A 20,494-nucleotide genomic window follows, 5' to 3' on the forward strand; every position below is an offset into this window, starting at 1 on the left:
GAAAGCTGACCAGTTCGCGGCGTATCACCGGTGATACAGTTGGGGGATGAAGACCGTGAGCGTGCGCGAGCTCCGGAATCACGGCGGGGCGGTCCTGGCCCGCGTGGCACGCGGAGAGGTGCTCACGGTGACCAGCGACGGGGCGGAGGTGGCGGAACTCCGTCCGCTCCCCAGACGGTCTCCGTCGACGGCACAACTGATCCGCAACCGCCGCACCCTTCCCGCGGTCGACCCGGCGGCCCTCCGCTCGGACCTCGACGAGCTGTTGGACCCGACGCTGTGACGCAGCCGCAGCGCGGTCTCCTCGACACCTCCACGGTGATCCTGCTCGGCCGCATCGAGCAGGCGGATTCACTGCCCGACGAACTCTCGATCAGCGCCGTCACGATCGCTGAACTCAGCGTGGGTCCGCTCGTCGCGCGCGACGATCGAGATCGCGCCGCACGGCAAGCCCACCTTCAGCAGGCGGAAGCGGATTTCGAGCCGCTCCCGTTCGACGCAGCCTCCGCACGAGCGTTCGGCCAGGTCGCCGCCGCGTTACACGGCGCGGGCCGGAAACCAGCGGCGCGTTCCTACGACGCGCTCATTGCGGCGATCGCGCTGGCGAACGATCTGCCGATCGTCACGGCGAACCCGAAGGACTTCGACGGGATCCCGGGCGTTTCGGTGATCCCGGTGACGATTCCGGCCTGACCGCCCGTCCTGCCGTTCGCGCTCGCGCTTCGCGGGTGAGCCGGGAGGCCTCGGCGGCACCTGCGGAGGACACTGACGTCCTGCGCCGGGCGCTACGGCAGCAAATCCAGCATCTGCGGACACGCTTTCATCGCGTGGATGACCAGTTCGTTCCCGCTGTCGAACACCAGCACGACCGTCTCCAAGAGGCGCCCCTGGGTGTCGAAGCCGAGCCTCAACTGCCGCGCGGGGCTCTCCTCGTCGAGATAGTCGACCCAGACGGGCCAGCTTGCGGCGTGAATCGTATCGTCGGCGCAAATTCCGTGCTTGAGCGCGGAATCGTGGACCTTCATGCCGCCGGCGCAGCAAGGGCGTCCCGAATGACCTCGGAACGTGTCTTCCCTTCTCGAGCAGCCCGCGTGTCGATCGCCTCCAGCTCCTCGATCGTGAGGCGCAACGCGACGACCTGCGACGGCTCAGATCCCCGCCCTGGTCGCCCACGGGCCCGCTTCTTCAGCAGCTGAACGTCGTATCCCGCCTCAGCTTCCGCGGCCCAGGCCGAGATCTGCTCTTCAGTCACCGGTACACCATTGATGGTCTCGTCAGCACCCATTGACTTAATGTATTACGAAAAGGCTCACCCGTCCACCGTAGGTTCAGGCTCGCCACACCATCCCACGGGCACGACACTCTCGGAGTCCACGGTCAGCATCCGTTCATAACGGGACCCTTGTGCCCGTTTCCTGCCCAGAAGTAGGGTCGCAGCAAGTGCGGTGTCGCGCGAGGGGTGCGGTGCCGCTTCATACGGAGGGGAACGCAGTGGCAGATCTGATCGTGATCGCGTACGACTCGGAGTCCGAGGCGGAGGCGGCGTACAACCGCGTGCAGGAGCTCCAATCCGACCTCGTGGTCGAGCTCGCCGGGCTCGCCCTGGTCAAGGTCGACGGAGAGGGCAAGACCAAGGTCGAGTACCCGGGTGGGGCCGGCAACATCGGGCTCGGGGCCGCGGGCGGAGCGCTGTTCGGCACGCTGATCGGGCTGCTGTTCTTCGTGCCGATCGCCGGACTCGTGTTCGGCGGCCTGTTCGGTGCGCTGTTCGCCGGGCTCGACAAGACCAGCATCGACTCCGAGTTCCGGGACCGGGTGAAATCGACCGTCACCGCAGGCAAGTCGGCGATCGTGCTCTATGCCACGAAGCTGACCGAAGACAAGTTCGCGGCGGCGCTCGCGCCGTTCCACGGCACCGTCGTGCAGACCTCGCTCTCGGCCGAGGACGAGCGCGAACTCATCCACGACCTCGCCGATCAGAAGCAGTAAGCCCGGCTGAGCCGGTGGCCGGCCGAGATTCGCTCGAGGCCGGTCATCGGCGTGATGCCGACGGCCGAGCGCAGCGCCGGTCAACGCAACGTCCACCGATCACCGGGGGTTGAGATGGGGTACGAGCCGAAGGACGCGTCGGCGTTCACGACGCGGGCGAACCAGGAGGCGCGGGCACGGTACGCGCTCGACGACACCGAGGACTTCGATCTCGCCGATCGGGGCTTCATCGCGCCCATCCCGGGCGGGGTCGTGCCCGCCGGGGACGGGAAGGTCTCGGTCGACCTGGCGGACTTCGACTTTATCGAGGGCGACGCTCCGGCGACGGTCAACCCGAGCCTGTGGCGGCAGTCGCAGGTCATGCGCAAGGCCGGGTTGTACCGGGTCGTCGACCGCATCTACCAGGTGCGCAACACCGATATCGCGAACGTGACGTTCGTCGAGGGCGACGACGGCGTCATCGTGATCGACTGCAGCGCGAACGTCCACTCGGCGCGCCAGGCGCTCGAGCTGCTCCGCGAGCATGTGACCGACAAGCCGGTCGTCGCCGTGATCTACACGCACACCCACGTCGACCACTACGGCGGTGTGAAGGGCGTCGTCGACCCCGCGCGAGTCGCCGACGGCAGCGTGCCGATCATCGCGCCCGGCACGATCGCCTCCTTCGACACCTACGCCATCGGCGAGAACGTGGTCGCGGGCAACGCCATGTCCCGCCGCGCCGGCTACGCGTTCGGCAGCCTCATCGGGCACGGCGACCATCTCACCATCACCGCCGGCATCGGCATCGCCACCGCCGCGAACAGCGAGGTCTCCTACCTCTCACCGACCGATCCCATCACCGAGACCGGCCAGCGCCGGGTCATCTCGGGGCTCACGTTCGAGTTCCTCTACGCGCCCGACACCGAGGCGCCGGAGGAGATGCACATCTGGATCCCCGAGCTCAAGGCGCTCACGTGCGCCGAGAACGCCAACCACAGCCTGCACAACATCCAGACGCTCCGCGGCGCGCGCACTCGAGACGCGCGCAACTTCGCCCGCTACCTCGACGAGACACTCGTGCGCTGGGGCGACGACGTCGAGGTGCACTACGGCCCGCACACCTGGCCCGTGTGGGGCAACGCCGAGGTCGTCGCGTTCATCGAGTCGCAGCGCGACACGTACAAGTACATCCACGACCAGGCGCTCCGGCTCGCGAACCAGGGCTACACGCCGCTCGAGGCGGCCGAGGTCGTCGAGCTGCCCGACGTGCTCGGCCGCAAATGGTTCAACCGCGGCTACCACGGAACCCTGCACCACGACGTGCGTGCGGTGTTCACCAAGGAGCTCGGCATGTGGGACGGGGACCCCGTCTCACTGCACCCGCACACCCCCGTCGACACCGCCGAGCGCTACCTGGCGCTCGTCGGCCGCGATGCGCTCGTCGACGAGGGCCGACGTGCGATCGCCGAGGGCGACTACCGCTGGGCGACGCAGGTGCTGCACCACGTGGTCTTCGCGAGGCCCGACGACACCGAGGCGAAGGGGCTGCAGGCCGACGCGTACGAGCAGCTCGGCTATCAGGTCGAGGGCCCGCAGTGGCGCGGCATCTATCTCGCCGCCGCGCGCGAGCTGCGCGAGGGCATCGCGCCCGCCGCGTTCGCGACCGCGAGCCCCGACACGATCCTCGCCATGCCGCTCGACATCCTGTTCGACTTCGCCGCGGTGCACGTGAACGGGCCCCGCGCCGCCGAGGTCGACGTGCGGATCGATCTCAGGTTCACCGACTCGGACGAGACATGGACCATGTGGGTACGGAACGGTGTGCTCAATGCCCGGCCCGGAGCATCCGCCGCGGCGCAGCTCACCGTCAGCGCGCCGAAAGGCGACCTCGTCGGCGTCCTGCTCCAGCCCGCCGCCGCCGGAAAGCTCGCCGACGCCGGCAGGATCGCGCTCGACGGCGACCGCGGAGTGCTCGACACCTATGCCGGGGTGCTCGACGAGTTCGACCCCGACTTCGCGATCGTGACGCCGTAGGCCGCGATGCCGCCGCGCGTGCAGCCACCGCTGGCCGGGCTCACCCGGCGGAACGTGGTGCGCGAGCTCACCGCGGGCGTGACCCTGCTGGCGATCGCCATCCCGCTGAACATCGGCTACGCGCAGATCGCCGGGCTTCCGGCGACCGCCGGACTGTACGCCCTCATCGTGCCGACCGTCATCTACGCCCTCGCGGTGTCGAGCCGCCAGCTCGTCGCCTCACCTGACGCGGCGGCGGCCGCACTCGTCGCGAGCTCGATCGGCGGGCTCGCCGCGGCGGGCACCGCCGACTACGCGACGCTCGCCATGGCGCAGGCGATCATCTGCGGCGTGCTGTTCATCCTCCTGAGCGTGTTCCGGCTCGGCTTCCTCGCGAACTTCCTGTCGAAGCCGATCCTCGTCGGGTTCGTCGGCGGCCTCGCCCTCGACATCCTGGTCAGCCAGATCGCGAAGATGCTCGGGGTCCACATCGACTCCGGCGGCGAGTTCGTCGACAAGGTCGCCGGCCTGGTCACCGGGATCGGCACGACCAACCTCGTATCGCTCACGATCTCGGTCCTCGCCGTGGCCGTGCTGCTCGGCGGCCGGCGGCTGCTGCCCGCCGTGCCATGGGCGCTCGTCGTGCTCATCGTCGGCACGATCGTCGTGGTCGTCGCGGACCTCGACGACGCAGGCGTCGACGTGCTCGGCGAGGTTCCCGCCGGGCCGCCCGTGCTCACCTGGCCCGTGATCGACTGGTCGACCTGGCTCGTGCTGATCCCATCGGCCATCGCGCTCACGCTCGTGACGACGGCTGAGGGGCTCCTGGTCTCGCGCTCGTACGGCGAGCGACGCGGGTATGCGACGAACCCGAACCGGGACCTGTTCGCCTTCGGGCTCGGCAACGTCGCGGCCGGCGCCTCGGGCAGCTTCGCGGTCGGGTCCTCCACGTCCCGCACCGCGGCCATGGACCAGGCGGGCTCGCGCACGCAGCTGCCGTCGCTCGTGCTCGCGGTCGGCACCCTGCTCCTGCTCCTCTTCGGCACCGCGCTGCTCGCGGACATCCCCTCACCCGCGATCGGGGCGATCGTCGGCGTCGCGATCCTGCCGCTGCTCGGCATCCGCGACTTCGCCACGCTGTGGCGGCAAGACCGGTTCGAGTTCGCGGTGGGCGCGGCCTGCTTCCTCGTCACCCTGTTCGTCGGGGCGATCCCCGGCATCCTGGTCGCGTTCGTGCTCGCGCTGATCAACCTCGCGAAGCGTGCCGCGAACCCCGCGATCGACGTGCTCGAGGCCGGCGGCGAACCCACCGACTCCCTGCTCGACCGGGCGCCGAGCGGCGCGGTCACAGCTCCGGGTGTGATCGTGATCCGGCTGGCGGCGCCGCTGTTCTTCGCGAACAGCTCGGTCTTCGCCGACGCCGTCAAGCGCGCGGTCAGTGCCGCCAGCGATGCCGGGCACGGCCCGGTGCGACACGTCGTGATCGACATGGAGGCCGTGACCGACGTCGACGTGACCGGCGCTGAGAGCTTCGAGTCGCTCCTCGCGTGGCTCGACCGCGAGCGCATCGAGCTCTCGTTCAGCCGGGTGCGTCCTGACGCGAGGGCACGGCTCGAACACCTGGGCCTGCTCGGCGATCGCCCCGTCTCCGAGACCAACCGCGCGGCGCTGCGGTCCCTCGCAGACGAGGCGGAGCAGGATCCGACCGATCGACACGGCACCTGAACCACGAGAACGGGGAATGAGGACATGGCAGACGACCAGACGGCCACCAGTATGAGCAGCGAAGAGCTCGCCGAAGCGGTCGGGCGGGTGGGCCTGCCCGACGCGCTCGCGACCCCGTTCGGCCGGCTCGAGTTCTTCGACGGCGTGCCGAGCGACGCCGGCACCGCCACGCTCTTCGACGCCCTCGACCTCATTCGCGCGGCCGAAGCGTTCATGAACGCCGTGCCCGGCGCGTCGCTCGTCGCGTTGCGGCGCGGCCTCCGAGCCGCGGGCGTGACCGGCCCCGAGGTCATCGGCTTCACCGATCCGCGGGCGAACTCGGGCGGCATCTACCTCACGCCGAACACCGAGACGACCTACGGCACGACCTTCCTCGACCTCCGCGCCTGGGGCCCGACCGTGATCGAGGCGCCGCCTCAGTCGCTCTGCGTGGTCGATGACTTCTGGTTCCGGTACGTCGCCGACATGGGCATCGCCGGGCCGGATCACGGCGTCGGCGGGAAGTACCTCTTCCTGCCGCCGGGCTACGCCGGCGACCGGCCAGAGGGGTACTTCACCTTCGAGAGCCCGACGTTCACCAACTGGGTGGTGTTGCGCGCACTCGGCGGGGTGCCCGCGATGAAGCAGACCCGCATCTACCCACTCGCCGAGGCGGATGCACCCCGCGAGAACGTGTTCCTGAACCTCGCCGACGCGCGGATCAACACCGTCCACTCCAATGACCTCGAGTTCTTCCGCGAGATCGACGAGCTCGTGCAGGAGGAGCCAGTGGAGGCGCTCGACGAAGAGCGCACGGGGCAGCTCGCGGCGCTCGGGATCGTGCACGGGCAGCCGTTCTCCCCCGACGAGCACCGTGCGGACCTCCTCGACCAGGGTGCGCGGCTCGGCGCCGCGATCTCCCGCGCCCTCGTGTACCGGCCGCGCGATCCCGCCGCATTCTTCTGGGCGGGCAACTCGTGGAAGAACGCGTTCGTTGGCGGCAGCTTCGAGTTCCTGCGGAACGGCGCGAGGCTGCTCGACGCCCGCACCCAGTTCCACTATTTCGCGACGGTGATCACGCCGGCGATGGCGCACGCCCAGGTCGGCGCCGGGTCGGCCTACGCGTACACCGCCGAAGACGCCGACGGGCACGTGCTCGACGGGGCGGCGACGTACTCGCTGCGGATCCCCGCCGAGCCGCCGGCGAAGAACTTCTGGTCGATCGACCTGTACGACACGCAGACCCGGTCGCTGCTGCAGATCCCCTCGACGCCGTACCCGTCGCTGTCGAGTCTCGAAGGATCCGTGCAGGCCGAGGAGGACGGCAGCTTCGTGCTCTGGTTCGGGCCCACGGCGCCGAAAGGTCGCGAGTCGAACTGGGTCGAGACGGTGCCGGGGAAGAGCTGGTTCCCGATGTTCCGCCTGTACGGCCCGCTCGAACCCTGGTTCGACGGCAGCTGGCGGCTGCCCGAGCTCGTGCGGGAGGCTGCAGCGTGACCGGCGCGATCGGGAACATCCTGCCCCTCGCGCTGGGCGTCGCGATCAGTCCCATCCCGATCATCGCGGCGATCCTGATGCTGCTCTCGCCGAAGGCGAGGGGCACGAGCGTCGGCTTCCTGGCCGGCTGGGTCGTCGGCATCGTGGTCGCGCTCGTCGTCTTCATCCTGCTGGCTGCGATCCTCCCGCAGGCCGATCCGGATGCCTCGAAGCCCATCGCCGGCGCCATCAAACTGCTGCTCGGCGTGCTGCTCCTGTTCCTCGCCCTCCGCCAGTGGCGCGGGCGACCGAAGCCGGGTGAGCAGCCCGCGCTGCCGGCCTGGATGAACGCGATCGACCAGATGAACACCGGACGGGGCTTCCTGCTCGGGTTCGCGCTGGCCGCGATCAACCCGAAGAACCTCCTGCTCGCGGCGAGCGCCGGCGTCGAGCTCGGGACGGCGGGGCTCGCCGTGGGTGAGATCGTCGTCGTCGCGGTCGTGTTCGTGCTCATCGCCGCGATCACCGTGCTCGGTCCGGTGGTCGCCTACCTCGTGGCATCCGATCGTCTCGCGGGCCCGCTCGAGTCGCTGCGGGTGTGGCTCGTGCACAACAACGCGACCATCATGACCGTGCTGCTGCTCGTCATCGGCGTCGCCGTGATCGGGAAGGGCATCGCCGCGTTCTGACCGCCCGCCCAGCGACCAGAACCGGCCACGGCCGGCCGAAGGAAGGAAGATCTGCAATGGGCTTCATCGACGAACACCCCGGCCTCGACTGGGCCGACCGCACCGACTTCGAGAACGTCGAGCGAGGATTCATCGGCACCGTCGAGGATCCGAAGATCCGAAACGCGAACGGCGATGTGGTCTGGGACACCGAACGGTTCGCCTTCCTGTCGGCCGACGCGCCTGCGACCGTGAACCCGTCGCTCTGGCGGCAGTCGCAGCTGCTGCAGAAGCATGGGCTGTTCGAGGTCACCGACGGGATCTACCAGGTCCGCGGACTCGACCTGTCGAACATGACCATCGTGGAGGGCGACACGGGCGTCATCGTCATCGACCCGCTCGTGTCGAACGAGGTGGCCGCGGCCGGGCTCGCGCTCTACCGGGCGCACCGCGGCGACCGGCCCGTCACCGCGGTGATCTACACGCACTCGCACGTCGACCACTTCGGCGGGGTCGAGGGGGTCGTCCCCGATGGGGCGCAGATCCCGATCGTCGCCCCGGCCGGGTTCCTCGAGCACGCGGTGTCGGAGAACGTCTACGCGGGCACGGCGATGTTCCGCCGCGGGATGTACCACACGGGCGCCGCGCTGCCGGCGGGACCGGAAGGGCTCGTGAGCACCGGCCTCGGACTCACGGCCTCGACCGGGACCGTGTCGCTGCTCCCGCCGACCCTCGACATCACCGAGACGGGGCAGGAGGAGACGCTCGACGGGGTCCGCATCGTCTTCCAGCTCACGCCCGGCACCGAGGCTCCCGCCGAGATGAACTTCTTCTTCCCCGACCGACGTGCACTGTGCCTCGCGGAGAATGCGACGCACAATCTGCACAACCTCGTGACCCTGCGCGGTGCCGAGGTGCGCGACGCGCGCGGCTGGTCGCGCTACCTCAACGAGGCGATACGGCTGTTCGCCGCGGACGCCGACGTCGCGTTCGCGTCGCACCACTGGCCGACCTGGGGCACCGACGCGATCGTGGAGTTCATCAGCGGTCAGCGCGACCTGTACGCGTATCTGCACGACCAGACGCTCCGGCTGCTCAACGTCGGGTTCACCGGACCCGAGATCGCCGAGCAGTTCACGCTGCCGCCCGCGCTCGAGAACGCCTGGCACGCGCGGGGGTACTACGGCTCGGTGAGCCACAACGTGAAGGCGGTCTACCAGCGCTACCTCGGCTGGTTCGACGGCAACCCGGCGCATCTCTGGGAGCTGCCGCCCGAGCAGGCCGGCGCCGCGTACGTCGACGCGATCGGCGGGCTCGACGCGACGCTCGCCAAGGCCGCCGAGCACGTCGCCGCCGGTGACCTGCGGTTCGCCGCGCAGCTGCTGAGTCACGCGGTGTTCGCCGAGCCCGGGTCGGCTGAGGCGAAACGCGCGCTCGCCGACGTGTTCGAACAGCTCGGATACGGCGCGGAGAACGGCACCTGGCGCAACTTCTACCTCGTCGGCGCGCATGAGCTGCGCAACGGGGTGTTGAAGACCGCGATCGCCCCCGGTGCCGGCATGGCCGCGGCGCTCACGATCGACCAGATCTTCGACACGATCGCGATCCGCGTCGACGGTCCGCGGGCGTGGGATGAACGGTTGAGCATCGACTGGGTCTTCCCGGAGACGCGTTACCGCACGACGCTGTCGAACGGTGCCCTGATCGTCGAGCCCGACGCGCCGGCGAACGACCACGCCGACCTCGAGCTGCGGCTCACCAAGCCGCAGCTGCTCGGCCTGCTCGCGGGCGGCCGGGCGGAGGAGCTCGACCACACCGGCGATCTCGCCGTGCTGCAGCGCCTGGTCGGCGTGCTCGGCGACCCCGACCCCGACTTCGACATCGTCACGCCATAACCCGCTGGTCGAGGAGGCGCGCCAGCGCCGCGTCACCACCCCTTTCCTCATTCCTTGCTCAGGAAGATCGGATGCTTTGGCGGCGCGTCGTGTGCTCGCGGACGGCGTGTCGCGTCGAACTTCCTGAACAGGGGGCCGAGGAGTGGTGTGGTGACGCGGGCTGCCGTCGCGATCGGCGAGAAGTACGACGAAGGGCACCCGCGACGATTCGACCGGTGATCGGCACGCCCCCCCATTCCTTGTTCAGGAAGATCGGATGCCTCGGCGGCGCGTCGTGTGCTCGCGGACGGCGTGTCGCGTCGAACTTCCTGAACAGCGAAGACGGGATTGGCGGGTGCGACGAAGGGGCACCCGATCGAGATCGGGTGCCCCTTCGCGATGCGCGCGATCAGACGGTGGCGGATGCCTCGTCGGACTCGGTCTCGGCGATGACCGCCTCGGCTTCGGCGACGACCTCGTCGACCGCGGTCTCCTCGACCTCGGCGACCGCGAGCTCGACCGGTCCGAGGTTGCTGAGCAGCTCGTCGCCGAGACGCACGTCCTCGAAGTCCACGTCGATCTCGGCACGGTCGAGCAGGTCGTTCATTCGACGCTGCCGGTTGCGCGGGATGAGCGTGACGACCCGGCCCGCGTTGCCCGCGCGGCCGGTGCGGCCGGCGCGGTGCAGGTAGGTCTTGTACTCGTCGGGCGCGTCGGCCTGGATCACCAGGTCGATGTCATCGACGTGGATGCCTCGGGCCGCGACGTCGGTCGCGACGAGCACGTCGACCCGGCCGCTCGTGAGCTGCTGCAGGTTGCGCGTGCGGCGCGACTGGTTGAGGTCGCCGTGCAGGGCCACGGCACGGATGCCGTAGTCCTCGAGGTGATCGGTCAGATCCTCGGCGAACGCCCGGGTACGCGAGAACACGAGCGTCTTCCCGTCGCGGCTCGCGAGCTGCGCGACGACGTCGCGCTTGTCGCGGTTGTCGATCACGAACACGCGGTGCTCGATCGTGCCGGAGGACTGGTCCTCGCCGGCGACCTCGTGCACGGCGGGGTCGACGAGGAACTCGTCGACGAGCGCGGCGACGCCCGTGTCGAGCGTGGCCGAGAACAGCAGCTTCTGGCCGCCCTCGCTCGTCTCGCGGAGGATGCGCTGCACGGGCTCGAGGAACCCGAGGTCGCACATGTGGTCGGCCTCGTCGAGCACGGTGATCTGGATCTGCGACAGGTCGAGGTGGCCCTGGCGGAGCAGGTCCTCGATACGACCGGGCGTGCCGATCACGATGTCGACGCCGCGTCGCAGCGCGCCGACCTGGCGGGCCTGCGGCACGCCGCCGTACACCTGCGTGGTGAAGAGGCCGATGGACTGCGCGATGGGCTGCACGGTGCGGTCGATCTGCAGCGCGAGCTCACGCGTCGGCGCGAGGATGAGCGCGCGGGGCGCGCGGCCCATCTGGCGCTTGCCGCCCGACTTGCCCTGCTCGGCCCACAGCTTCATGAGCCGCTCGACGGTCGGCGCACCGAACGCGATGGTCTTGCCGGAGCCGGTGCGGCCACGGCCGAGCACGTCGCGACCCTCGAGCACGACGGGGATGGTCGCGGCCTGGATCGGGAACGGCGACTCGGCGCCGAGGTCCTTCAGTGCACGGACGATGTTGCCGCCGAGCCCGAGGTCGGCGAAGCCGACGCCGTCGACCTCATCGGCCTGGATGGCCTGGGCCTCGAGCCGCTCGAGCACCACGTCGTCTTCGGGCGTGAACCGGGGGCGTTCGTCCTTCGCCGGGTAGAACTGCGAGGGGCGGCGCTCCTCGGCGCGGAAGCTCGGGCGCTCGTCGCGGTCGAACCTGCGAGGGGCACGCTCGCCGCGGTCCTCGAAGCGGCGTGGCACGCGGTCGTCACGGTCGAACCGGCGGGGCGCGCGATCGTCGCGGTCGAACCGGCGGGGCGCGCGGTCGTCGCGGTCGAACCGGCGGGGCGCACGGTCGTCACGGTCGAACCGGCGCGGGGCACGGTCGTCACGGTCGAACCGCCGAGCCGGGCGCTCGTCGCCGTCGCGACGCGGCGCACGGTCGTCACGATCGAACCGACGCGGGGCACGGTCGTCACGATCGAACCGACGCGGCGCCCGCTCGTCACGGTCGAACCGGCGAGCCGGGCGCTCGTCGCCATCACGACGCGGCGCACGGTCATCACGATCGAACCGACGCGGCGCGCGGTCATCGCGGTCGAACCGGCGAGCCGGACGCTCGTCGCCATCACGACGCGGCGCACGGTCATCACGATCGAACCGACGCGGGCCACGGTCGTCGCGGTCGAACCGGCGACCACCGCGGTCGTCACGGTCGTCGAACCCGCGGGGTGCACGCTCGTCGCGGTCGCCCTGCCCGGCACGCTGCGGCGCACGGCCGCCGGCGACCCGCTCGTCGCGGGTCCACCGCGCCTTGCGCGGCGCCTCAGCCTCGTCCGGGCGGTAGCCGCGGTGGCCCGCGCTGCGCGACCCGGGCTTCTGCCCGGGCTTGGTGCGCGAGCTCTTCGCGTACGACGGGTCGAAGTTGCGGGCGGGCCTGCCGCCGGCGGGCTTCTTGTTCTTCGGCATGGTGGAACTTCCTGGGTTGTACTCGTGTACATGGCAGACGCACGTGCGCAGTGCAGCACGCCTGAGAACCCGGGCAATCCTCGACCGGGGCCGTTCACATACGGTGACTATCCGCAGCCAAATTGCTACGAAACCGGCCCTCAGGACTCACAAACCCATCCGCGGCACTCCGCGGTGTCCAAGACCGACTCGACCACGTTACCCGACGCCGCCTGAGAATTCACCTCAGGAAATGACCGCGTAACACCGGCCGCGTACGCTCGGCGCGTGAACCACCCCGTGTCCGTCGCGGTCGAACCGCCCCGCCAGCCCGAGATCGAGCGTCTGCTCGAGGGCAGCACCACGTATGCGCAGTCGCTCGGCTATCCCCCCGAGGCGAACTTCCTCCTCGATGTGTCGCAGCTCGAGCGTCCCGGCGTGCGGGTGTTCGTCGCGCGCGATGGCGACGGCGCGGCGCTCGGCATCGCGGCGCTCGTCGACGACGTCGCGGTCGCGAGCGGCTCGGCCGAGCTCAAGCGCATGTTCGTGGCCGACTCGGCGCGCGGGCGCGGCGTCGCCGGCCGGCTCCTCCAGGCCATCGAGACGGATGCCACGTCGCGGGGCCTGCGGCAGATCGTGCTCGAGACCGGCACGCTCCACCTCCCGGCGCAGGCGCTGTACGCCAAGCACGGGTACCGCCGCATCCCGGCCTTCGGCCAATATGTCGGCGAGCCGTACAGCGTCTGCATGGCCAAGGACCTCGGCGAACCCCGTCCCTGACCCGCATCCACGAACGGCTCGGACCTGAGGTAGCATCAAGCACCCCCGAATCCGGAGCCCCCGTGTCCCGTTCCCTTCACTCCGGCGGCAGCGGGCCCTGGCGACGACGCCGCGGGCTCCTCGCCGCCGCGGCCGTCGCCGCCGCGCTGGCGATCACCGGCGCGCTCTCGGCGTTCCATCCCGCGCTGCGCGAGATCGACCCCGGTGCCGCGAAGGCGGCGAGCGAGGTCGTACCCGGCGAGATCATCGGCATCCGCACGTTCACCCCGCCCGCCGGGCTCCTGGTCGACGCCGATCTCGAGTACGGCACGCGCGAAGACGGCACGCTGCTCACGCTCGACGTCTGCCGGCCGAGCTCGGCCTCGGTGGGCGCGAACCTTCGCGGCGCGCTCCCCGCGGTCGTCTCGGTGCACGGCGGCAGCTGGGCGCGTGGCGACAAGGCCAACGCCGACTGGCGCAACGTCTGCCTGTGGCTCGCGAGCGAGGGGTTCGTCGCGGCATCCGTGAACTACCGGCTCGTGCCCGACGCGACCTTCCCCGCCCAGCTCGACGACGTGTCGCTGGCCGTCGAGTGGGTGCGCGACGCCGCTCAGATCGACCGGTTCGGGATCGACCCGGGCCGCATCGGCGTGTTCGGCGGATCGGCCGGCGGCAACCTCGCGGCGCTCATCGGCGCGGTGGGCGACGGCCCGACCGACCGCGGCGCCCGGGTCGCCGCGGTCGCCGAGCTCTCGGGTCCGGTCGCGCTCGATGCGCTGGCCGGGTCGTCGACCTGGTTGCAGGCGATCAGTGCGGCCTACCTCGGCTGCGAGGCATCCGTCATCGTCACCGGTGACTGCGAGCTCGCGCCGGATGCCTCGGCGGCGACGCATCTCGATGCCAGCGACCCGCCCGTGTTCATCGGCCACGCGCAGGACGAGGTGATCCCGCTCGCGCAGTCGCTCGGCTACGCGGCGGCGCTGCGCGCCGCGGGCGTGCCGGTCGAGCTCGCGGTGGTGCCGGGCGGAGACCATTCGATCGGCATCCTCGACGAGGCGATGCGCGCGCGGGTCGCGACCTTTCTGCACACCTACCTCGCCTGAGCCCGGGTGCACAAGCGCTCGACCGGCGCCGCGCGAGCTGCGATCATCCTCGTGTGCCCGACGACGACTCCCCGACCGCCATCACCCGCTCGGAGTGGCGCCTGATCCTCGTGCGCACGTGGCACGAGTTCCGCATCAATCAGGCCGTCGACATCGCCTCGGCGCTGACCTACTACGCCGTCCTCGCGGTGTTCCCCTCGACGCTCGCCGCACTGGCCCTCCTCGGCGCCTTCGGCACCGCCGAAGAGGTCACGCGCGAGGTGCTGCGCGTGATCTCCGACCTCGGCGGCGAGTCGGCCGTGACGGCGCTCGACGACCCGGTCGAGCAACTGCTCACGGCGTCGCACCACTGGTTCGCGCTGATCATCGGCCTGGGCGCGGCCCTGTGGGCGATGTCCGGATACCTCGGGGTGTTCGGTCGCGGAATGAACCGCGTGCTCGGGGTCGAGGAGGGGCGGCCCTTCTGGACGTCGCGCCCGGCGATGCTGCTCGTGGCCGCCATCGTCCTCGTGCTGGCCTCGGCCGTCGCGGTCCTGCTCATCGTCTCCGGCCCGATCGCGGACACGGTCGCGCGCGGCGTCGGGCTCGACGAGGGCGTCGTGTTCTGGTGGGACATCGCGAAGCTGCCGGTCGCGGCGATCCTCATGGCGACGCTCATCGCCGTGCTCTACTGGGCGACGCCGAACGTCAAGCGCCGCCATTTCCGGTGGCTGAGCGTCGGGGCGACGGCGGCGCTCGCGACCTGGCTGATCACCACGGCGCTCTTCGGCTGGTACGTCGTCGGCTTCCGCACGTACGAGCGCAATTACGGGGTGCTCGGGTTCGCGGTGGCGTTCCTGCTCTGGGTGTGGCTGTCGAACGTCGCGATCATGCTCGGCGCGGTGCTCGACTCGGAGGTCGAGCGGGTGCGGCAGCTCCGCGCCGGGATCGCCGCCGAGGAACGACTGCAGCTGCCGCTCCGCGAGGACCGCATGCTTGCGAAGAACCGCGAGCAACGCAACGCCGACATCCGCGCCTCGGCCGACCTCAAGCCCGACACCGCCGTCGACGGCCTGTAGCCGCTCCGCAACCCGCTCGTTGGTCGAGTAGCGAGCGCCAGCGAGCGTATCGAGACCGGGCGACGGTCTCGATACGCTTCGCTACTCGACCAACGACGGTCAGTGGCCCGAGTGGCCGCCGAGGTCGCCGTGCAGCTGGCCGTGCGGCACCGCGGAGTCGCCGGCCTCGGTCGCCGCGAGCGCGGGGGTCGCGAGCGCGGCGGTGAGTGCTGCGCCGACGAGCATGCCGACGATCGGCAGCCGCCGTTGCCGCTCGCGCCCCCCGCTTCGGGTCCCTGCGGGGACGCGGCGCGCGCGCAGGTCCGCGGCCGCGCCGAACGCGACCACGAGCACGAACAGGTCGGCGGCGAGGAGCGGCATCACCGCGACGCCGAGCACCGCGGCGCTGCCGGTGACGACGACGACCGCCGAGCCGGCGAGCACCCCGAGGCATCCGCCCAGGGTCGTGGCCGGCGCGACGACGCGGCCGGACCGGAGCCCGAAAACGCCCTGGCCGAGTGCGGCGACGCCGCACCCGACCAGGACCGCACCGGCGTAGCCCCCTGCGCCGGCCGCCACTGCGGTGAGGACGAGCCCGGCGCCGAGGGCGGCGAGCATCGGCCAGCTCCGCACATGGTCTCTGAGGGCCACGATCGGCTCCTTACGCCGCGGCGGTGCGGACCCCGCGCTCGGCACCGAGGCCGACGCCGAGCAGCACCAGCGCGCTCGCGAGGTGGAGGAAGTGGTCGGCGGTGTTCAGCGCGAGGATGTTCGCCCCCGTGTCGGCGATGAAGAAGCCGACGATGCCGAGCAGCAGGTACGCCGCACCGATCACCGTGTTCGTCACCTTCGCCGCTCGCGCGTTCGCGAGCCCCGCGATGAGCAGCGCGCCACCGATCAGCAGGTGCGCCACGTTGTGCAGCGGGTTCACCTCGAAGATGCCGAGCAGCAGCCCGCCCTCGGTCGCGATGAAGCCGACGCCGCCGGTGACGGCGAAGCCGAGCAGCCCGACGAGGACGTAGACGGCGCCGAAGACGGTGGCGACGATCCGGTTGGGTGAGTTACGCATGATCTCCTCCTTGGTGGCGCGACGGATGCCGCGCCCTGGTGGTGGTTCGGAGCGGATGCGCCGAACGGATTGGGACGATCACATCGCGGGCATCAGCACCGTGTCGATGAGGTACACCGTGGCGTTCGCCGTGTGGACACCGCCGCAGACGACCATCGCGTCGTTGACCATGAGGTCGTCGCCGGATCCGGTCACCTCGACGGTGCCGCCCTGCACGGTGGTCTGCATGCCGACGACCTCGTCGGGCGAGAGCTGACCCGGAACGACGTGGTAGGTCAGGATGGACGTCAGCGTCGCGGAGTCGGTCTTCAGCGACTCGATCACGGCGGGGTCGATCTTGGCGAACGCGTCGTCGACGGGCGCGAACACCGTGAACTCGTCGCCGTTGAGCGTGTCGACGAGGTTCACGTCGGGGTTGAGCTCGCCCGACACCGCGGACACGAGCGTCGTGAGCATCGGGTTGTTCGAGGCCGCCACCGCGACCGGGTCCTGGGACATGCCCATGACCGAGCCGGGACCGTCGGGCACCTGCTCGGCGTAGGCGGCACAGCCGGCGCCGACGAGGTCGGCGGCGGGATCGGTCTCCATGGCAGCCTCCTCGCTGGGCATGGTCTCCTCGCTCATCGTGGGCTCCTCGCTCTCCGTCGACGAGTCGCCCATGCTGCAGCCGGCGAGGCCGAGCGCGGCGACTGCGGTGATCGAGAGTGCGGCGAGCGCGGTGCGGGTGCTGCGGGTTCGGAACGATCGCATGATCTTCTCCTTCGTTGGCGCGACCCGGGAGCGGGCCGTTGCGAGGGGTTCGGAGGCCTCAGCCCGACGGATTGGAACCCGATGACGGATGCCTCGCCCGCGGCCGGCCGATCGGCTCGTCCAATCGGAACCGGCCCCGGCTCCGAACCACAGGTGACGCCCACGAAACGAGGAACCCGTGCTGACACTCGCGCTGATCGGCCTGGCCGGCGGTCTGATCACCGGCATCTCACCGTGCATCCTGCCGGTGCTGCCGGTCATCCTGCTGTCGGGCGGCGCGCAGAGCGCGCGGGGCGATGCGGCGCAGCCGCTCGCGAGCCGGTGGCGCCCGTACCTCGTCATCGCGGGCCTCGTCGTGAGCTTCAGCCTCGTGACGCTCGTCGGCTCGCTGCTGCTCGGGCTGCTGAGCCTGCCGCAGGATGTGCTCAGGTGGGCGGGGCTCGTCGTGCTCGCCCTGATCGGCATCGGGCTCATCGTGCCGCGGTTCGAGGAGCTGCTCGAGAAGCCGTTCGCGTGGATCCCGCGGAAGGCGGTCGGCACCGAGCGCGGCGGCTTCGGCCTGGGGCTCGCGCTCGGCGCGGTGTACGTGCCGTGCGCCGGACCGGTGCTCGCGGCGATCACGGTCGCGGGCTCGACCGGCCGCATCGGCGTCGAGACCGTCGTGCTCACGCTGTCGTTCGCGATCGGCGCCGCGGCACCGCTGCTCGCGTTCGCGCTCGCCGGCCGCCGCATGGCCGAGCGGCTCGCCGCGTTCCGGCGCCGGCAGCGGGGCATCCGGATCACCGGCGGCGTGGTGATGATCGCGCTCGCGGTCGGCCTCGCGTTCAACCTGCCGCAGGTGCTGCAGCGGCTCGTGCCCGACTACACGGCCCAGCTGCAGGAGCAGATCGCGGGGTCAGAGGAGGTGACCGAGGCGCTGAACCTCGGCGGACTCGTCAACGACGAGAACCGCGAGCTCGACCAGTGCACGAACGGCGCTCCCGAGCTCGAGTCGTGCGGAACCGCGCCCTCGATCACGGGCATCGACGCCTGGGTCAACACCGCGGACGGCGCAGCCGTGGACCTCGCGGACCTGCGCGGCCGGGTCGTGCTCATCGACTTCTGGGCGTACTCGTGCATCAACTGCCAGCGTTCGATCCCGCACGTCGTCGCGTGGGACGAGGCGTACCGCGACGCCGGTCTGACGGTCGTCGGCATCCACTCGCCCGAGTACGCGTTCGAGAAGGAGCCGCGCAACGTCGAGGCCGGCATCCGCGACTTCGGCATCGAGTATGCGGTCGGCCTGGACAACTCGCTCGCGACGTGGACCAACTATCGCAACCGGTACTGGCCCGCGCACTACCTCATCGACGCCGAGGGCACCGTGCGGCACATCGCGTTCGGCGAGGGGCACTACGACCGCACCGAGCGGCTCATCCGCGAGCTGCTCGAGGATGCGAACCCGGGTGCGACGCTCCCCGCGCCGACCGTGATCGACGACGAGACCCCGACGCTCGGGTCGACGACCCCTGAGACGTTCCTCGGCACCACGAAGCAGGTGAACTTCGCGGGCGACGAGCGGTACCGCCGCTCGACCACGACGTTCGCGTTCCCCCGCGAGCAGGCGGCGGACTCGTTCGCGCTCGATGGCGACTGGGCGCTCGGCACCCAGTCGATCACGCCCGCCGGCGCCCCCGCGTCGGTCCGTCTCGAGTACACCGCCACCGAGGTGCGCGTGGTGCTCGGCGGCGAGGGCACGGTCACGGTCACGGACGGCGATCGCGAAACGCGCATCGACGTCTCGGGCGTGCCGCGCTCCTACCTCCTCGTTCAGGCCGACTCGCTCGGGTCGGGCACGCTCACCGTCGACGTCTCCCCCGGCGTCGACGCCTACTCCTTCACATTCGGATGACCGCCCATGTCCTGCGCCCCTCCCCCTTCGCGCTACCACACCCCTTCGCGGCCCGCCAGGGGCAGCCGATCCGCGCGCTCCCTGTCAGGCTTGCCCGCGTGGTGGACCGCGGGAACGACCCAGACTCCCGCCCTCGGACCCTCGAACAGCTGCTCGTGGCGACCGCGAGCGGCGACCGAGGCGCCTTCTCCCTGCTCTACGACCAGACCGCGCCCCGCGTGTTCGGGCTCGTACGACGCCTCCTCGTCGACGCAGCACAGGCCGAGGAGGTGACGCAGGACGTGTTCCTCGAGATCTGGCAGACCGCCGCACGGTTCGATCCCGCGCGCGGCAACGCGGTCGCCTGGCTGCTCACGCTCGCGCACCGCCGGGCCGTCGACCGCGTGCGTTCGGCACAGGCCTCGCGCGACCGCGACCTGAAAGCCGGCGTGCGCGACCTGGGCGTCCCGGTCGACGACGTCGCCGACGCGGCCGAGGTGCGTATCGAGCACGAGCGCGTCAGCGCGGCGTTCGGCGACCTCAGTGCGGCGCAGCGCGAGTGCCTCGCGCTCGCCTATTACGACGGCTGCACCCAGTCCGAGATCGCAGCGAAACTGCAGGTTCCGCTCGGTACGGTGAAGACGCGGCTGCGAGACGGCATGATCCGGCTGCGCGAGGTGCTGGGGGTGACGACGTGAGCCGAGCGGATGACTCGGAGCGGTCGCCGCGCATCGACGCCGACCTGTTCGACCTCGCGCCGGCCTACGCGCTCGGCGCGTTGGACGAGTTCGAGCGGGCACGCTTCGAGCGCGCCCTCGCTGCGTCGCCCGAGCTGCAGGCCGAGGTCGCGGCGTTCCGCACGACGGCCGCAGACCTGGCCGAGGGCATCGCCCCGGTCGAGCCGCCGCCGAGCCTGAAGGCCGATCTGTTCGCGCGGCTCGACGACGTCGAGCAGGAGCGGCCGGCGCCGGAACGTCCCGCGGAGAGCGACCCCGCCGCCGGTGGCCCAGCGGCCGTCGTCCCCGCGGCCGGCGAGCCCACGGCCGGCGTCCCCGCGCCCGGCGCGCCCACCGACGGCGGCGGCCCGATCGACCGCGAGACCGCCGACGGCGGCGCCGTCGACGAGCTGGCCGCGCGCCGCGCGCGCCGCCGGCTCGCGATCGCGATCTCCTCGGCGGCTGCGGTCGTGCTGCTGATCGCGGGCGTCGTATTCGGCGTGAACTGGCCGGGACCGAACGGCTGGGGCGCGCAGCGCGAGCTCGCGCTGCTGGCCGAGGCATCCGACTCGCAGACCGCGACCATCGAGGCGGCCGACGGCGGCGAGGTGACCCTCGTCTGGTCGGAGGAGCAGGGCCTGAGCGCGATCCGCGCGGCGGGCCTGCCCGACGTGGGCGGCGAACGGACGTACGAGCTCTGGTACATCGACGAGGACGGCCCCGTCTCGGCCGGCACGTTCGACGTGCGCGGCGACGCCGACGCGTGGCGCATCCTCGAGGGCGAGTTCGATCCCGGGACCGCCGTGGGCATCACGATCGAGCCGGCCGGCGGCTCCGAGCAGCCGACCACCGAGCCGATCGCGGTCCTGCAGACCTGACCGATGCCGCGCCCGCTGACATCCGCGC

At 71.0% G+C, this 20,494-nt stretch carries 20 protein-coding genes; 14 read left to right on the top strand and 6 right to left on the bottom strand.

Going from position 1 to position 20,494, the window contains the following annotated elements; genetic code table 11:
* Positions 1-46: 46 nt before the first annotated feature.
* Both RH864_RS02115 and RH864_RS02120 read left to right on the top strand, forming a co-directional pair.
* Positions 47-283 (top strand): type II toxin-antitoxin system Phd/YefM family antitoxin, encoded by a 237-nt coding sequence (locus tag RH864_RS02115; protein ID WP_310515842.1) that lies wholly within the window; start codon positions 47-49, stop codon positions 281-283.
* Positions 280-693, top strand: a complete 414-nt coding sequence (locus tag RH864_RS02120; protein ID WP_396129934.1) for a type II toxin-antitoxin system VapC family toxin — start codon at positions 280-282, stop codon at positions 691-693. Before RH864_RS02115 ends, RH864_RS02120 begins: the two co-directional genes overlap by 4 nt.
* Positions 694-785: 92 nt before the next feature.
* Here the strand turns inward: RH864_RS02120 and RH864_RS02125 are convergent, their stop codons facing one another.
* On the bottom strand, positions 786-1,025 hold the full coding sequence (locus tag RH864_RS02125) for a toxin (protein ID WP_310515844.1): 240 nt from the start codon (positions 1,023-1,025) through the stop codon (positions 786-788).
* The gene (locus tag RH864_RS02130) at positions 1,022-1,285 is read right to left on the bottom strand and encodes a ribbon-helix-helix protein, CopG family (RefSeq protein ID WP_310515845.1); all 264 of its coding nucleotides are present in this window, start codon (positions 1,283-1,285) and stop codon (positions 1,022-1,024) included. Before RH864_RS02130 ends, RH864_RS02125 begins: the two co-directional genes overlap by 4 nt.
* Before the next feature lie 206 nt (positions 1,286-1,491).
* Between RH864_RS02130 and RH864_RS02135 the strand changes: the two genes are divergently transcribed.
* From RH864_RS02135 to RH864_RS02160, 6 genes are all read left to right on the top strand, one after another.
* Positions 1,492-1,989, top strand: coding sequence for a DUF1269 domain-containing protein (locus RH864_RS02135; RefSeq protein ID WP_310515846.1), 498 nt, complete (start codon positions 1,492-1,494; stop codon positions 1,987-1,989).
* 114 nt (positions 1,990-2,103) lie between these two features.
* Positions 2,104-4,005 carry an alkyl/aryl-sulfatase gene (locus RH864_RS02140; protein WP_310515847.1) on the top strand — a complete coding sequence of 634 codons (1,902 nt, stop codon included), beginning with the start codon at positions 2,104-2,106 and terminating at the stop codon, positions 4,003-4,005.
* Between the two features lie 18 nt (positions 4,006-4,023).
* Positions 4,024-5,709 (top strand): SulP family inorganic anion transporter, encoded by a 1,686-nt coding sequence (locus RH864_RS02145; RefSeq protein ID WP_310515848.1) that lies wholly within the window; start codon positions 4,024-4,026, stop codon positions 5,707-5,709.
* 24 nt (positions 5,710-5,733) lie between these two features.
* A complete protein-coding gene (locus RH864_RS02150) occupies positions 5,734-7,185 on the top strand; it encodes a DUF1254 domain-containing protein (protein WP_310515849.1) in 1,452 nt (483 codons plus the stop codon).
* Positions 7,182-7,853, top strand: coding sequence for a GAP family protein (locus RH864_RS02155; protein ID WP_310515850.1), 672 nt, complete (start codon positions 7,182-7,184; stop codon positions 7,851-7,853). Before RH864_RS02150 ends, RH864_RS02155 begins: the two co-directional genes overlap by 4 nt.
* 56 nt (positions 7,854-7,909) lie before the next feature.
* Positions 7,910-9,727, top strand: a complete 1,818-nt coding sequence (locus tag RH864_RS02160; protein ID WP_310515851.1) for an alkyl/aryl-sulfatase — start codon at positions 7,910-7,912, stop codon at positions 9,725-9,727.
* 388 nt (positions 9,728-10,115) lie between these two features.
* On the opposite strand, the gene RH864_RS02165 is transcribed toward RH864_RS02160, so the two are convergent.
* Positions 10,116-12,305: a DEAD/DEAH box helicase gene (locus RH864_RS02165; protein ID WP_310515852.1), complete on the bottom strand. Its 2,190-nt coding sequence runs from the start codon at positions 12,303-12,305 to the stop codon at positions 10,116-10,118.
* Positions 12,306-12,572: 267 nt separating this feature from the next.
* Between RH864_RS02165 and RH864_RS02170 the strand changes: the two genes are divergently transcribed.
* The 3 genes from RH864_RS02170 to RH864_RS02180 all read left to right on the top strand — a co-directional run bounded on the left by RH864_RS02170 (position 12,573) and on the right by RH864_RS02180 (position 15,204).
* A complete protein-coding gene (locus RH864_RS02170; protein WP_310515853.1) occupies positions 12,573-13,064 on the top strand; it encodes a GNAT family N-acetyltransferase in 492 nt (163 codons plus the stop codon).
* Positions 13,065-13,126: 62 nt separating this feature from the next.
* Positions 13,127-14,146 (top strand): alpha/beta hydrolase, encoded by a 1,020-nt coding sequence (locus RH864_RS02175; RefSeq protein WP_310515854.1) that lies wholly within the window; start codon positions 13,127-13,129, stop codon positions 14,144-14,146.
* A gap of 53 nt (positions 14,147-14,199) precedes the next feature.
* Entirely contained in the window at positions 14,200-15,204 is a 1,005-nt protein-coding gene (locus RH864_RS02180) for a YihY/virulence factor BrkB family protein (protein WP_310515855.1), read from the top strand.
* Between the two features lie 99 nt (positions 15,205-15,303).
* Here the strand turns inward: RH864_RS02180 and RH864_RS02185 are convergent, their stop codons facing one another.
* The 3 genes from RH864_RS02185 to RH864_RS02195 all read right to left on the bottom strand — a co-directional run bounded on the left by RH864_RS02185 (position 15,304) and on the right by RH864_RS02195 (position 17,002).
* Positions 15,304-15,834, bottom strand: a complete 531-nt coding sequence (locus RH864_RS02185) for a hypothetical protein (protein WP_310515856.1) — start codon at positions 15,832-15,834, stop codon at positions 15,304-15,306.
* Between the two features lie 10 nt (positions 15,835-15,844).
* Positions 15,845-16,252 carry a DUF4383 domain-containing protein gene (locus RH864_RS02190; protein ID WP_310515857.1) on the bottom strand — a complete coding sequence of 136 codons (408 nt, stop codon included), beginning with the start codon at positions 16,250-16,252 and terminating at the stop codon, positions 15,845-15,847.
* Positions 16,253-16,330: 78 nt separating this feature from the next.
* Entirely contained in the window at positions 16,331-17,002 is a 672-nt protein-coding gene (locus tag RH864_RS02195; protein WP_310515858.1) for a fasciclin domain-containing protein, read from the bottom strand.
* A 178-nt stretch (positions 17,003-17,180) separates the two neighbouring features.
* Between RH864_RS02195 and RH864_RS02200 the strand changes: the two genes are divergently transcribed.
* From RH864_RS02200 to RH864_RS02210, 3 genes are all read left to right on the top strand, one after another.
* Positions 17,181-18,893 (top strand): cytochrome c biogenesis protein CcdA, encoded by a 1,713-nt coding sequence (locus RH864_RS02200; RefSeq protein ID WP_310515859.1) that lies wholly within the window; start codon positions 17,181-17,183, stop codon positions 18,891-18,893.
* A 98-nt stretch (positions 18,894-18,991) separates the two neighbouring features.
* Positions 18,992-19,570: an ECF RNA polymerase sigma factor SigK gene (gene sigK, locus RH864_RS02205; protein WP_310515860.1), complete on the top strand. Its 579-nt coding sequence runs from the start codon at positions 18,992-18,994 to the stop codon at positions 19,568-19,570.
* A complete protein-coding gene (locus RH864_RS02210) occupies positions 19,567-20,466 on the top strand; it encodes an anti-sigma factor (protein ID WP_310515861.1) in 900 nt (299 codons plus the stop codon). The genes sigK and RH864_RS02210 overlap by 4 nt, the downstream gene beginning before the upstream one ends.
* Positions 20,467-20,494: the final 28 nt, after the last annotated feature.

Origin of the sequence: Agromyces aerolatus (genome assembly GCF_031432255.1) — a bacterium.
Lineage (GTDB): Bacteria > Actinomycetota > Actinomycetes > Actinomycetales > Microbacteriaceae > Agromyces.